Origin of the sequence: Pseudoalteromonas nigrifaciens, assembly GCF_002221505.1 — a bacterium.
Lineage (GTDB): Bacteria > Pseudomonadota > Gammaproteobacteria > Enterobacterales > Alteromonadaceae > Pseudoalteromonas > Pseudoalteromonas nigrifaciens.
In genome coordinates this window covers 140,971-154,503 of sequence record NZ_CP011037.1, presented here as the reverse complement: position 1 = coordinate 154,503, position 13,533 = coordinate 140,971, and the positions used below count along the sequence as shown (strand labels likewise).

The following is a 13,533-nucleotide window of genomic DNA, read 5'->3' as shown; positions in this document are numbered from 1 at the left end:
CCGTTCTGTACTAAGACGAGAGCGGCAGTCGATTGTCCCGCATCACAATCGACTAACTAATTAATTTATAGAGGGTAATTGTTATCAAGTGCTAAATTTAATAGCAGCACATTAACCCGAGGCTGACCAAAAATGCCCCATTGTGCAGGCTCGTTATATTGCGCAACCAATTGCGATACTTGCTCTGTGCTGATCCCCCGAGCTTGCGCTACACGCTCCACCTGTAACGCCGCAGCGGCTGGGCTAATGTGAGGGTCTACGCCCGAACCAGAGCTGGCCAGCAAATCGACCGGTAACTGTTCAGGCTCAAGTTGATAAGTCGAAGCCAGTGCAGCGCTTTGCTGCGCTACTCTATCGCGTAACTCAGGGTTTGATGGCGCTAAATTACTGCCCCCCGTTGCCATAGGGTCATTATCAGCGCTGCTTGGTCTGCCATGAAAATACACGGTACTCGTAAATGGCTGGGAGACTAACGCCGATCCCATTGCTTTTCCTTCAACCATCACTAAACTGCCTGTTGCTTGAGTGGGAAATAACAGACCGCCAAGGCCAGTTATAATCGCCGCATAAAAGCCGCCGCAAATCACCAACATACTAACAGCCAAGCCGATTGCAGGACGCCACGGTGCCTGTCCAGAACTATGATGTAATCTATTCATGGTTAAAATACTCCGTTAAGTAGTAGGTCAATCACTTTAATGGCGATAAACGGCAGCGCAATCCCGCCCAGACCAAAGATCAACATATTGTTGCGTAGCAGCTTTTCTGCGCTGATAGGCTTAATTTTCACACCTTTTAATGCCAGTGGAATTAGGGCTGGAATAATCACTGCATTAAATATCAGAGCCGACAACACAGCCATTTTCGGATCGGGTAACTGCATAATGTTTAACGCATTGATGCTTGGCATTGCACTGGCGAACACCGCAGGTACAATCACAAAGTATTTTGCTACATCGTTTGCTAATGAGAAGGTGGTTAATGCGCCACGGGTGATCAACATTTGTTTACCCACCGCAACAACAGCAAGTAATTTAGTGGGATCGGAATCTAAATCCACCATGTTACCCGCCTCTTTCGCAGCTTGCGTGCCTGAATTCATGGCTAAACCCACATCTGCTTGCGCCAGTGCAGGCGCATCATTCGTGCCATCGCCCACCATAGCTACGAGTCGACCTTGTGCTTGCTCTTTGCGGATCAGCTCAAGTTTATCTTCAGGTTTTGCCTCAGCCACAAAGTCATCCACCCCTGCCGCGGCCGCAATTGCACCAGCCGTGATAGGGTTATCACCGGTGATCATGACAGTACGTACGCCCAATGCTCTTAACTCAGCAAAGCGCTCGGCAACACCAGGTTTGATCACATCAGACAGTTGAATAACCCCTAAAATTCCTTTCTCGCTGGCAACCACCAAAGGGGTCGCACCTTGTTGTGCAACGCGCGTGACGATTGAATCTAAACTTTTTGGCACTGTGAGGTCACGTTGTTGCGCCCAATTTTTTACCGCATCAGTTGCCCCTTTTACCCAGCATTCACCGCTTGCTAGTTGTATTGATGAAAGACGCGTTTGCGCACTGAATGGGGTAAACTCATCTTGCTCAGTTAACGTTGGAATGCTGTATTCATCTTGCTTAGCAAGCTGAACAATTGATTTCCCCTCTGGAGTGGGATCTTGCAATGAACTCCAAAGTGCACCAGCAATTAATTCACTTTCAGCAACACCTGAGACTGGTAGAAACGCTGTTGCTTGGCGATCACCAAAGGTAATCGTGCCTGTTTTATCAAGTAGTAAGGTGTCAATATCACCAGCAACTTCAACGGCTTTACCTGACTTTGCAATAACATTTTCAGCCAAAGCACGGTTCATACCCGCAATCCCAATCGCCGGTAACAAGCCTGCAATAGTGGTAGGAATTAAACACACCACCAGTGCAATTAACATTAACCAATCCAGCTCAATACCAACAAACCCCGCCATTGCCGGTAAAGTGGCAACAGCAATTAAAAACACTAAAGTCAGGGCAGCCAACAGTACCGTTAAGGCGAGTTCATTAGGTGTTTTTTGACGGTTAGTGCCTTCAACTAGGCTGATCATTTTATCAAGAAAGCTGTTTCCTGATTCTGCGGTTACTTGCACTGTAATTGTGCCACTTAGCACTTTAGTACCGGCAATAACACCGGAATGATCGGTACCCGCTTCGCGAAGTACCGGCGCTGATTCACCGGTTAATGCCGATTCGTTGATAGTTGCCACACCGGTGACAATTTCACCGTCGGCTGGGATCAGCTCACCACTGTGAACCAAAACTATATCACCGGCTTTTAATTGACTTGCAGAAATCTGGCTTTGCGTTTTACCATCAACCCGTAAAGCAGTTAAGTCTCGACGCGTTGCTTTTAAACTACTCGCTTGATCGCGTCCTCGAGCTTCGGCAATGGCCTCCGCAAAATTGGCAAACCATAGAGTAAAAAACAGCACTAAACTACTTGCCAGAGCAAACGCAATATTGTCACCGGCAACAAACTGTTGCACCGTCATAACCATAGCTAACAGGGTGGCCACCCACACGACTAGCATAACGGGGTTTTTAACCGCCAGTTTAGGATGAAGTTTGGCAAAAGCCTGCCAACTGGCTTGTGTTAATTTTGATGTATTATTCATTTTATTCACCTGCATACTGCTATTGCGCTAGCACCACAGCGGCTTGCTGTGATATCTCAAGAGCTTCACCAATCGGACCCAATACCATAGACGGTAGGAATGACAGGAAGTTAATAATCAGGATCACTGTAATTAAAGTGACAGCAAAAGTGACGTTATACAGTGGTAAAGTACCGGCACTGGTAGGCACTTGACGCTTTTTCGCTAACGAACCAGCAATTAGTAGTGGAATAACCAAAGGGACATAACGGCCTAAGATTAGTACCACCACACAACTTAGATTCCACCATGTGGTGTCATCCCCTAGTCCTTCAAAACCAGAACCATTGTTTGCAAAGGCAGAGGTGTACTCATAAAACACTTGGGCAACGCCATGTAAGCCTGGGTTGCTATTGCCTGTTAATGTAGGAAATGCCACTGTGATCGCAGTAAAGGTTAAAATCACTGCACTTGGCAGCACTAAGAGCACGCCTAACCAACTGAGTTCACGCTTTTCTAACTTACGACCAAAAATTTCAGGGGTGCGGCCAATCATCAAGCCGGCAATAAATACCGCTAACCACACATACACCAGAAAGTTCACAAAACCACATCCAATACCGCCCCAAATACCATTGATCAACATCCCCGAGCGGGTAACAAGCCCGGCAATCGGATTAAGTGAATCATGCATGGCATTCACAGAGCCGTTAGATGTTTGAGTCGTAAACGTGGCCCAGAGCGCCGATAAGTCAATCCCAAGGCGAACTTCTTTACCCTCCATATTTCCGGCCTCTTGAGCTAACCCAGCAAAGGCGGCATTAGGCTGCTGCTCGCTATAAACAGCGGCACCAATAAAGGCCAAGCTAAGCAATCCCATGACCGCAAGCGATAACAAGGTAAATTTTTGTCGGCGCAATAGGCCACCGGCCATAAACACCACCGCCATCGGCACCAATACCAAGGCAATGGTTTGAATCGCGTTACTGACTGGGGTTGGGTTTTCTAAAGGATTACTACTGTTAGGGCCAAACCAGCCGCCGCCATTAGTGCCTAATTGCTTGATTGAGACCATAGCCGCAACCGGCCCTAGTGGGATCATTTGTTCGCTCAACGTTTGTTGTTGTTCAACCACGTCCACCGTTGGACTCGCCTGATAACTTGAAGGCACGCCTTGACTGGTTAGCGCAAGTGCAACAATCGCAGCCAGTGGCAGCATCAGTCTCAGCACTGCACGCACGGTATCTTGATAGTAATTACCTAAGTTACGCTCTTCACCTTCTTTTGCGGTTGTTGCATTACGGCCTCCTAACATACCGCGTAATACCGCAACACAAACCGCCAATGCCATTGCCGGAGTAACAAACTGCAAGGTAAGAATGACAAAGCCTTGGCTTAAATAACTCAGCTGAGCCTGCCCAGAATAGTGCTGTTGATTTGTATTGGTTAAAAACGAAACCGCCGTATGCAGCGCCAAGTCCCAATCTAATGCCTCAATATCATTAGGGTTAAGGGGCAATATATGCTGAAATTGCAACAGTAAATAGGCGATAATGCCGAGCACTAAATTACTTAACAAAAACGCGATACCGTAACTTTTCCATGTCATGCCATGACGTGGGTTAATACCCAGTAGTTTAAATATGCCATTTTCTATTGGCAAAAAAACCTTATCACTCCAGTGTGATCCCGCAGAGAATATACCGGTCATGTAACGACCCAATGGCCATGCTAACAGCACAGCTAATGTAAATATTAGTAGCACTTCCATCAGTGATTCCTTAAAACTTTTCAGGTGCCAACATGGCAACAATCAAAATGGCGCTTAACACGCCAAGTATTAATAACAATAACCAGCCCATAACGTTCCTTAGTGAGAAAACTTAAGGCTGTACAATAGGTGGGATCGGTGTAAATTTTCCAGATTGATAGTCGCCGAAGGCGTAAAGATTTCGTAAAAATGATGCAACGCCGCGCAAAAAAGTAGCTGTAGAGGTTACAATTTAGCGACATTATTTAAGAGGTGAATTTGAATGAAAACCACACTGATGCTATTAGCTATCGCCGTTTGTTTACTGGGCTGTCAGCCAACAGAGCAAGTGCAGTCTTTTTCAGGCGCGGCGCAAGGCACGACTTATCATGTTCGTTACTGGAGCGAACAACCGATTAGTCAACCCGCTTTTCTGCGGGCAGTAGAGCAAGAGTTACAGCGTATAGACAGCTTAATGTCTAATTATCGTAATGATTCTATTATCGAAAAATTTAATCAACAACACACAACGGATGCTATCAATGTGGGGCCTGAAATTGTCCAGCTCGTTACTATCGCAAAACAAATAAGTGAGGCTACATCAGGTTGTTACGATTTAACCATTGCCCCGCTTTTTTCATTGTGGGGGTTTCGTGATCAACAGCTTACAATTCCCAACGGGCACAACTTGCCCCACATATTGGTCTCAACTCAGTTAATATCGTCGCAACTGAGCAACTTGCCAAAAGCCATCCTGCTGTTAGTATTGATTTATCATCAATCGCGCAAGGCTATTCAGTACAGCGTTTAGTGGATATTGCCAAACTATGGTATTAGCAGTTAACTGACCTCCGGCAAAGCCGGAGGCTTATTTGATTACGCCCTCAAAGGGCTAAAGAAAACGCCCAAGGCGAACTACACTTGAAACTTTAATTGATCTCGGTGTTCATCATCCTTTTCTTGGTTTCGAATATAATCTATAACCATATTTTCATCTAAACCAACTGTCGATACAAAATAACCTCGAGTCCAAAAGTTTTCCCCATTAAAATTTCGTTGTCGCCCTCGAAAGTTTTTTGCTATCGAAATTGCGCTTTTTCCTTTCAAATAACCGACAACATTAGAAACTGCAAATTTTGGGGGTATACTCAGACACATATGAACGTGATCTTTCATTAAATGCCCTTCTTCGATTATTACCCCTTTTCTTTTAGCTAATTCATGAAACGTCTCACCTAAATGCTTCCTAATCGCTCCATAAATCAACTTTTGTCTCTTTTTGGGGATAAATACAATATGGTACTTACAATCCCAACGAGTATGAGACAAACTCTTATAGTCTCGCATAGGTTATTTCCTCTTTACTTTTGGTCGAGCAAAGAAGATACCCCTACCGTTGTCACGGTCAAACCTATGCGAGTCACCCCAGCTGAGCTGGGGGTTTATCAATGTTTAATTACCTGATTGAAATTGGCGGTGAACTACAAACCCAAGATAGCAAACCTGATGGCAGACACTAGCGTATCGCAATTGATAAGCCATTACCCCAGCAACAGCAACTACAAAAAATTGTTGACGTTATCAAGCCTGAGCCGCTCGCCATTATGACCTCGGGTACCTATCGGCATTATTATGATCAGGCAGGTAACCGTTATAGCCATATTATTGATGCACGTCGTTTAGCGCCCGTGTCGCATAGCACGGTGTCGGTTACTGTGTTTCATGATGATCTGAGCGAAGCCGATGCATGGTCAACAGCATTATTGTGCCTAGGCTCCGCAGCAGGTATGGATGTTGCTAAGCAATACGGGTTATCGGTATTATTTATTGATCAACATCAGGATACTTTTACTGAATACAGCTCAACAGCGCTGCAACATAACCGCGCCATTACCCTCACTCAGCCACAATACCCCTAGAAATGAAAGTGGCGAGCAAATTATGACGTTGCTCGTTAGGGCCGCTTATTTAGAAACTGCAAGCTCCTATTCTGCCGAGGCGAGCATAGCAAACTCTCCATCGGCACTTTTTGCCACTAAGTGCTTACTAGTGTGAGCAAAGTAATAAATCGCCTCGATCACAAATAACATGTAATAAAGAAGAAAGTTACGAAGACACCCATTTTAAATTTATGGAAAAAACCCGAAAATTAATCATGGTGGTTGAGATTCGACATAGTGAATATGAGTTTGGCGAATGGGGCAGAATTGAATTGAATAAAATTTAACTATCAATACATTTATAAACTAACGACAAAACAACCTTCAAACCAGCGCTTTATATGCAGGGGAAAAAGCTGTTCATTTGCAGTAATCAACTAATGTAAGCTAACAAAACTCGTCATCGCGAACCTTTATTTATCAGCTTGGTTATCAAACTAAAAGTGAGGATACCTAAAGCATCAGCAAGTAGATCAGCGATGTCTAAGGTTCTGCTAGGTATGAAGTATTGGCTTAGCTCTTCCAATAAAACGAATAGAAACACGACGCTCGAACCAATATACAAATTGCATGACAATACTGAATATGATTTTAGCTTAAACGCAAAATTAGCACCTAGAGTAAGCAAACCAAATAAACAAAAGTGCCCTACTTTATCGCCATAAGGGATACTTCTAACAAGCTCAAAGAAAATACTATGTTGCCCCGTATTAGCTTGATATATGACCCATATAATAAAGCTAAGAAAAGTAACTGACACAATAGTGATTATTTTATGCATGATTGTTTAATGTTATTGTTGAGTTACCAACCATAGCCGAATAGTGATTATGATTCAATCACTTAGTATTCTACTGCTAAAGCAACCATCAGATCCCTGCAAGGTCACGCTCGGTGATGCACTCGTCCGATGCCATTTCAAATTCGCGGCATACTAACGGGCGGTTTTCGTAGATTGAACACATTAAGGTATTGCGGTCGAGTGCTTGGCACCAACCATCATCGGCGCGTTTCATCACTTCGCTGCCCCATTTATCATATTCAATATAATGAAACGGCACGCCAGTGTCGGTCACAATACGCACCTCAAGCTGACAACAACATGCTTGGCAGTTAGCACAAGTAACAGGCTCAGGGGCTGATGTAATATTTTTTACTGCAATGACGGTTTCATCGGGGTGAACAATCTGGGGCATAAAGGCTTACTTTTAAGAATAAGCCCCTAGCATACCTGAGTGAATTTAACGCGCCAGTAATTTCGTTTTTATTTCACTGTAACGCTGCTGCTCACACAAACCAAAACCACTGAGTTGACGCACTTTGTTACGCGCAAATAACGGTACGCTCATTCCCGCTAAAAAGCGGCATTGGGTTTCAATACCTATATTATGTATACCTTTACTGGCGAGGTGACTAAGTAACTCATCAACCTTTTGATAAATTACAGCATCGTTAGCAAAGCTATGAGCGAGTGAATATTCAAGTGTTACAGCTTGGCCTCTACATACTGAGCAATGGCCGCATTGCTGTGGCGCTTGATGGTCGTCAAAATAACGAGCAAGGTTATAGCTCAAACATGTTTTAAGCTCGAAAAAGCGAATAAGTGCCGCAATACGCTTAATTTCAGCTTGCTCTTTATCAACAAAATAGCTGTGTAATTGCTTAGCCAGCTCAGGGTTATTGATTACCTCATTATGTACTTGATAGACTTGGGTGATTCGCTTTGTTTCAAGTGCTATTAAATTCTTCTCTGCTAAATAATCAAGCGCTGCAACAACGCGTTTGCGATCCACCTGAGCGGCTTGGGTAAGCGTGTCAAAATTTAGTGTGCCCCAGATTTTTTTAAATTGGGTATGGCTAAATATTAACTGTAAAAATGCTTGTCTATCAGCATCAAAGTGACCAAGTAAAGCGGCTTTATCAACCAAAAACTTATATTTAAAGTCGGCGTAATAAGCATAAAGTGGTGTTATTGCACCTTGCATTTCCAATTGTACTAACAAGGTTTTAAGCGCTAATTGGCGAATATTACTATCACTTGAAAGGCTGTATTCTTGCATTTCCCATTGCTGACTTTCTTTTGAGTGATCGCTTTGGTGTTGGCGAATATCGTTGATCACATGCTCAATACCGCTAAGCTCTGGGGTATCGCCATAAACAAAGTTTTCAACCGTGTTTAAGCCATCTAAATTGGCCAATGTAAAACACTGCGATGGTTGTCCGTCTCTCCCTGCACGACCAATTTCTTGGCTGTAGTTTTCAATCGACTTTGGTAAATCATAATGAATAACAAAACGGATATCTGATTTATCAACCCCCATGCCAAAGGCAATAGTGGCGACCACTACATTTATTTTTCCTGCCATAAAATCATCTTGAATTTGCCCGCGTAGGGTGTCTTCAAGCCCTGCATGATACGCCACCGCTTGCAGGCCCTGTGCGCTTAACATATTGGCCACTTGCTCAGCACTTTGCTGCAGCGTGACATACACAATACCGGGGCCGGTTTGCGCACGGACAATTTCAGTAAGCTCAGTATTTTTATCCGCCGTTTTTACACTCAGCACACTTAAGTCTAAATTAGCGCGGTAAAAACCGGTTTGTACAATGCATTCTGGGGCAATGGCAAAGCGCTCGGCCATATCGCGCTTTACTTTTTTAGTCGCGGTGGCGGTTAATAATAATACCAGCGGAATATTAAGCTCTTCACGGTAGCGTGGTAGTTTTAAGTAGTCGGGTCTAAAGTTGTGTCCCCACTCAGAAATACAGTGCGCTTCGTCAACAACCAACATAGACACTGCTATTTGGTTAATAAACTCTCTAAAACGCTCATTTTTAAAGCGCTCAACCGACACCATTAAGACTTTAATTTTACCGCTGCGAACATCGTTCATTACTGTGCTGCTTTGCATTTGGTCTTGGCTCGAATCAAGGCTGGCAGCATAAATACCTTTGCTGTTTAAAAAGCTAATTTGATCTTTCATCAATGCCAATAATGGCGACACCACTAAGGTTAAATGTGGTAAATGCAACGCGGTTAATTGATAACACAAAGACTTACCCGAGCCGGTGGGAAATATAGCCAACGACGATTGCCCATTTAACAGCTGCTCTATGGTTTGCTGCTGCCCGCCTCTAAACTGATTAAAGCCAAAGTGTTGCTCAAGTGATTGAATTAATGAAGGGGTCATAAAATATCCTGTTTAAATATTTCCCTCAAAAGGAAAAATATTCCTACACGGTAAAACCTAAGTAAGTATAAAGATACACACTATTTAGCTTTAAAAGTGTGAGTATAACTTATTCATTATTTTTTGCTGACACATCCTTTATTTAGGCGCAGAATATAGCCATATAAATAATGAGTTTAGCCTTTGCCAAAATAACTTGATTCATACCCAAGTAACCTCAAAAAAATAATTCTACATAGATTATTTGGGTATATTATTTTTAAAGGCAGCGTTATGAATATTACCACACCTAAAATCGTCGTTATTGGCGGTGGGGCTGGCGGATTAGAGCTTGCAACCCAACTAGGACATAAACTAGGAAAGAAAAAACACGCAGACATACTACTCATAGATAAAAACCGCACCCACATATGGAAGCCGTTACTGCACGAAGTAGCGACCGGTTCTATTGACCCAGATTTAGATGGCGTAGTGTACAGCGCTCATGCTGCTAAACATCATTATCGCTTTCAGCTTGGTACATTTTGTAATATTGACCAAAGCAATAAAACTATTACCCTCGCACCACTTTATGACGAATTAGGCCACACTATTTTACCCGAGCGCAACGTGCGCTACGACCATCTTGTTATTGCCATAGGCAGCGTAAGTAACGACTTTAATACCCCTGGTATAAAAGAGCATTGCTATTTTTTAGATTCTAATCAGCAAGCAGAGCGCTTTCAGCATTCGTTACTCGACAGTTTTACCCGCCTGCACCAAGACGACAATCAACAACAATCTTTAAACATTGCCATTGTGGGCGGCGGCGCAACCGGTGTAGAACTCTCGGCTGAGTTGTATCATGTTTCTGAGTTATTAAAGCTATACGGCTTAACTAATATGTCGTCCAAACGTTTACATATTCATTTAATTGAAGCCGGGCCACGTATTTTACCCGCACTGCCCGAGCGCATTGCCGTTAGTGCCAAGCGCGAGCTGCTAAAATTAGGGGTTAATGTACGCGAACAAACGCAAGTAAAAGAGGCCACCGAGCACGGCTTCATTACCAAAGACGATGAGCACATTAATGCCGATATTATGCTTTGGGCTGCAGGAGTAAAAGCTCCTGATTTTATTAAAGACCTAGGTATTTTTGAGCTCACTCGCAGCAATCAAATTCAAGTTAACCAATTTTTACAAAGCACGGTTGATGACAGCATTTTTGTATTGGGCGATTGCTGCGCCTTTACCCAAGCCGACGGCAAACAAGTGCCACCGCGGGCGCAATCGGCGCATCAAATGGCGCAATGTGTTGAAAAAAATCTTATAGCCACATTAAAACAGCAACCATTGAGTGGCTTTAAGTACAGCGATCACGGCTCTTTAGTTAATCTGTCTCGCTACAGTACAGTTGGTAATTTAATGGGTAATCTCACCAGTAATAGCTTTTTTATTGAAGGTAAAATTGCCCGCTTTATGTATATTTCGCTCTATCGCATGCATCAACGCGCCATTCACGGCAGTGCAAAAACCTTTGCCTTGTGGATCAGCGAAAAAATACTGCGCGTGGTACGCCCTAAAATGAAGTTACATTAAAGTTTTGCAGAGTTTAAACACCACAGCGGTGAATTTATTACCGCTGTCATTAATATTTAACACTTTTACGTTATATATCCAAACCATCTCAAAATGCAAAGTTCAGCATTTCAAAGGCTTGCTTTGGGTATAAAGTAAAAAAGCTTAGGAGGTAATATGCAATGACGGCTAAAACACTCATTTTTAACTTTGATGGCACCGGTGCTGAGCCTAGAGACGCCGAGCAGTTTAGTGCTGATCATTTTAAAGAAGACAGCAGTATTTCTAATATTCTTAAACTACACTTACTCGCTGGCGGACAACTTAATAACTCTCCTAATACTAAATTAACCAATCAACTTAGTTTTTATTATCAAGGTATTGGTACTAAAGGCAGCCGCTTAAAACGTTTTTTAAATCAAACACTCGCACCACGTAACGACGATGTAGCTAGCATTTTAAAACAAGCCCTAAGTGATTTTAAAAGCCATTATAAGCTAGGCGACATTGTCTTATTAACTGGTTTTAGCCGAGGCGCTGCACTCGCTAGGCGCTTAGCAAAATTATTAGAACCATTAATAAGTGAGCAAGTATACCTGTGTGTATTTGACACTATTGCCTCTATTGGTTTATCAAAAATAACCAAAGCGACCCGTGGCGCAGAGCATGTAATTTTTGAAAACCACACCATAGCAAGTAATGTTACTCAAGCCTTACATTTTGTAGCCCTGGATGAAAAGCGTCGCGCGTTTGAACCCACACTAATGAACCAACAAAGCAACATTACCGAATTGTGGTTTGCCGGTGCGCATTCTGATATTGGTGGCGGTTACTATCGCGATGGTTTAGCCGATATTTGCTTACGCTATGCAATAGAGTGGTTAATCTCGCAGCCGTTAAATATCACCTTTTTAACCAGTCACGATATTGACTATATAGCCTTACTACCTAACAATAAAGTAATCGCGCAAGACGATATAACAATTACACCCGACCCGTTGGCATTAAGCCATCAGCAAAATTATTTTTGGTTTAACCCATTTTTTAAACTAGTAGATAGAGAATGCTATGCACTGATAGATAACGAACCAAGTCCCCTTGAGCCATTAGTGCACCACAGCGTGGCCGAACGCATTAACAAACTCACCAGTTACCGCCCAGAGTCACTTAAAAACCTGCCTTATAAAATAATCTATAACGATAATACCCAACTTAGTTTTACCGGGTTAAGTGCACATATTATGCTTGCTAACCAAAATATGAGCGTACTGGCAGTAAAGCAAAGCCAAGATGTGGTGGTATTTGCCAGTGAAGCCTACAACGCCACTGGTTTAATGCTAGAGCAAGGCGCAACGTATCGCTTTACCCCTTACCATGATCAGTATTGGTTCGACGACGGTATAAAATGTACTGCGCTTGGCTGGCACCGCGATGACGTGCAACTTGGCGTAAAAGAAATCTCTATGGCATTGCTCGAGCCATTTAGACGACTGCCAAATGCACAGTGGTTTTCGTTAATTGGCGCTATTAATAAAAGTGACAAGAACTTATTTGCAATAGCCGACGGCGCAGATGTTAAAATAGTGCAATCAGGCGAATTTACTCCATTTGCCAACGACTTAAGCAAATTTTATGGCGCTAACGCCGGTAAAATTAAAGTAAAAGTAACGAGGTTAAAATAAAACAGCGCTCAGGCATTAAGTTTCAGGTAGAGACTAGGCTAGCTGAAGGTGGAAGTTTACATAGCACTATTAGCAACAAGTGCGAGGCGAAAGTAATAAGTTAAGCTAGTACCTAATCTCTAATAACTAAAAGCATTAGCAAAAGCCCTATTTGATCACAGCTATTTAAGCGGCGATTAAATAGGACTCTTGTCCTGAATGCTTGTTGCTGCGCTTAAAAGAGCCTTTACCTTTTTTAGCTTTAACCACTTGTGGTTTAAACACTTTAGAGGTAACCAGTGCAGCCAACGCATTGTGCCTTATAACACCGCGGCCAGTATCTACGGCGCTGTTAGTGGCCGTTTTTGTTTTCGATTTTTTAGTCATCATTTTTCCTATAAACCAACTAATTATAAAATAGATTGTATGTTACTTAACCTGAACTCTGGTTAAGAGATTTACTAACGTACTAAATCATAGTTATATTTAAATTTATTTTCTCTAGCCAGAGATTTTCAGTGAAAACAAGGCGAATTTACGCGTCAATAGCTGGCCTATTGCAAGTAAATTCAACGCAGTTAGCGCTGAAAGTAGCTGCTTGAGATATATTTATTATCCAAAGTTCAGGTTAATTATATATGGCGATTGTATGCTTAATTTACAAGCTTGCAAGTGATTTAAAGCGCCATTTAAAAAATATGTCACTCCCCCTTCCCCCCCTATTTCACAGCCCTCATTTGTATAAAATTAAGGCAAAAAAAAGCGCAGTAAATAACTGCGCTTGTTACTGTTT

Annotated in this window: 11 protein-coding genes and 1 pseudogene; 4 read left to right on the top strand and 8 right to left on the bottom strand. The window is 42.8% G+C overall.

Annotated elements, in window-relative coordinates; all coding sequences use genetic code 11:
• Positions 1-65: 65 nt before the first annotated feature.
• The 3 genes from kdpC to kdpA are packed head-to-tail and all read right to left on the bottom strand — an operon-like array spanning position 66 to position 4,412.
• The gene (gene kdpC / locus PNIG_RS17205) at positions 66-659 is read right to left on the bottom strand and encodes a potassium-transporting ATPase subunit KdpC (RefSeq protein WP_089369068.1); all 594 of its coding nucleotides are present in this window, start codon (positions 657-659) and stop codon (positions 66-68) included.
• Positions 660-661: 2 nt separating this feature from the next.
• On the bottom strand, positions 662-2,662 hold the full coding sequence (gene kdpB / locus PNIG_RS17200) for a potassium-transporting ATPase subunit KdpB (RefSeq protein ID WP_208619503.1): 2,001 nt from the start codon (positions 2,660-2,662) through the stop codon (positions 662-664).
• Between the two features lie 19 nt (positions 2,663-2,681).
• The gene (kdpA, locus tag PNIG_RS17195; protein WP_244181081.1) at positions 2,682-4,412 is read right to left on the bottom strand and encodes a potassium-transporting ATPase subunit KdpA; all 1,731 of its coding nucleotides are present in this window, start codon (positions 4,410-4,412) and stop codon (positions 2,682-2,684) included.
• 262 nt (positions 4,413-4,674) lie between these two features.
• On the opposite strand from kdpA, the pseudogene PNIG_RS17190 reads away from it, so the two are divergent.
• A pseudogene (locus tag PNIG_RS17190) lies at positions 4,675-5,228 on the top strand (FAD:protein FMN transferase).
• Positions 5,229-5,306: 78 nt separating this feature from the next.
• Here PNIG_RS17190 and tnpA read toward each other — a convergent pair.
• The gene (tnpA, locus tag PNIG_RS17185; RefSeq protein ID WP_089369065.1) at positions 5,307-5,738 is read right to left on the bottom strand and encodes an IS200/IS605 family transposase; all 432 of its coding nucleotides are present in this window, start codon (positions 5,736-5,738) and stop codon (positions 5,307-5,309) included.
• A 176-nt stretch (positions 5,739-5,914) separates the two neighbouring features.
• Here tnpA and PNIG_RS17180 point away from each other — a divergent pair, with 176 nt between their 5' ends.
• Positions 5,915-6,310, top strand: a complete 396-nt coding sequence (locus PNIG_RS17180; protein ID WP_208619505.1) for an FAD:protein FMN transferase — start codon at positions 5,915-5,917, stop codon at positions 6,308-6,310.
• A gap of 421 nt (positions 6,311-6,731) precedes the next feature.
• On the opposite strand, the gene PNIG_RS17175 is transcribed toward PNIG_RS17180, so the two are convergent.
• The 3 genes from PNIG_RS17175 to PNIG_RS17165 form a co-directional block, all read right to left on the bottom strand.
• Entirely contained in the window at positions 6,732-7,112 is a 381-nt protein-coding gene (locus PNIG_RS17175) for a VanZ family protein (protein ID WP_089369064.1), read from the bottom strand.
• An 88-nt stretch (positions 7,113-7,200) separates the two neighbouring features.
• Positions 7,201-7,527: a YkgJ family cysteine cluster protein gene (locus PNIG_RS17170; protein WP_089369063.1), complete on the bottom strand. Its 327-nt coding sequence runs from the start codon at positions 7,525-7,527 to the stop codon at positions 7,201-7,203.
• 45 nt (positions 7,528-7,572) lie between these two features.
• On the bottom strand, positions 7,573-9,522 hold the full coding sequence (locus tag PNIG_RS17165; RefSeq protein WP_089369062.1) for a RecQ family ATP-dependent DNA helicase: 1,950 nt from the start codon (positions 9,520-9,522) through the stop codon (positions 7,573-7,575).
• A gap of 273 nt (positions 9,523-9,795) precedes the next feature.
• Here PNIG_RS17165 and PNIG_RS17160 point away from each other — a divergent pair, with 273 nt between their 5' ends.
• Together PNIG_RS17160 and PNIG_RS17155 are read left to right on the top strand one after the other, a co-directional pair.
• Positions 9,796-11,100: an NAD(P)/FAD-dependent oxidoreductase gene (locus tag PNIG_RS17160; RefSeq protein ID WP_058374712.1), complete on the top strand. Its 1,305-nt coding sequence runs from the start codon at positions 9,796-9,798 to the stop codon at positions 11,098-11,100.
• Positions 11,101-11,261: 161 nt separating this feature from the next.
• Positions 11,262-12,761 (top strand): phospholipase effector Tle1 domain-containing protein, encoded by a 1,500-nt coding sequence (locus tag PNIG_RS17155; protein ID WP_089369061.1) that lies wholly within the window; start codon positions 11,262-11,264, stop codon positions 12,759-12,761.
• A gap of 165 nt (positions 12,762-12,926) precedes the next feature.
• Here the strand turns inward: PNIG_RS17155 and arfA are convergent, their stop codons facing one another.
• On the bottom strand, positions 12,927-13,127 hold the full coding sequence (gene arfA / locus PNIG_RS17150) for a ribosome alternative rescue factor ArfA (RefSeq protein WP_058374703.1): 201 nt from the start codon (positions 13,125-13,127) through the stop codon (positions 12,927-12,929).
• Positions 13,128-13,533 lie beyond the last annotated feature (406 nt).

What these genes read in the sequence shown, in the direction of transcription:
- arfA (WP_058374703.1), bottom strand. Translation starts at nt 13,127, where the DNA reads ATGACTAAAAAATCGAAAACAAAAACGGCCACTAACAGCGCCGTAGAT.
- kdpC (WP_089369068.1), bottom strand. Translation starts at nt 659, where the DNA reads ATGAATAGATTACATCATAGTTCTGGACAGGCACCGTGGCGTCCTGCA.
- PNIG_RS17165 (WP_089369062.1), bottom strand. Translation starts at nt 9,522, where the DNA reads ATGACCCCTTCATTAATTCAATCACTTGAGCAACACTTTGGCTTTAAT.
- PNIG_RS17155 (WP_089369061.1), top strand. Translation starts at nt 11,262, where the DNA reads ATGACGGCTAAAACACTCATTTTTAACTTTGATGGCACCGGTGCTGAG.
- PNIG_RS17175 (WP_089369064.1), bottom strand. Translation starts at nt 7,112, where the DNA reads ATGCATAAAATAATCACTATTGTGTCAGTTACTTTTCTTAGCTTTATT.
- PNIG_RS17160 (WP_058374712.1), top strand. Translation starts at nt 9,796, where the DNA reads ATGAATATTACCACACCTAAAATCGTCGTTATTGGCGGTGGGGCTGGC.
- tnpA (WP_089369065.1), bottom strand. Translation starts at nt 5,738, where the DNA reads ATGCGAGACTATAAGAGTTTGTCTCATACTCGTTGGGATTGTAAGTAC.
- PNIG_RS17170 (WP_089369063.1), bottom strand. Translation starts at nt 7,527, where the DNA reads ATGCCCCAGATTGTTCACCCCGATGAAACCGTCATTGCAGTAAAAAAT.
- kdpA (WP_244181081.1), bottom strand. Translation starts at nt 4,412, where the DNA reads ATGGAAGTGCTACTAATATTTACATTAGCTGTGCTGTTAGCATGGCCA.
- kdpB (WP_208619503.1), bottom strand. Translation starts at nt 2,662, where the DNA reads ATGAATAATACATCAAAATTAACACAAGCCAGTTGGCAGGCTTTTGCC.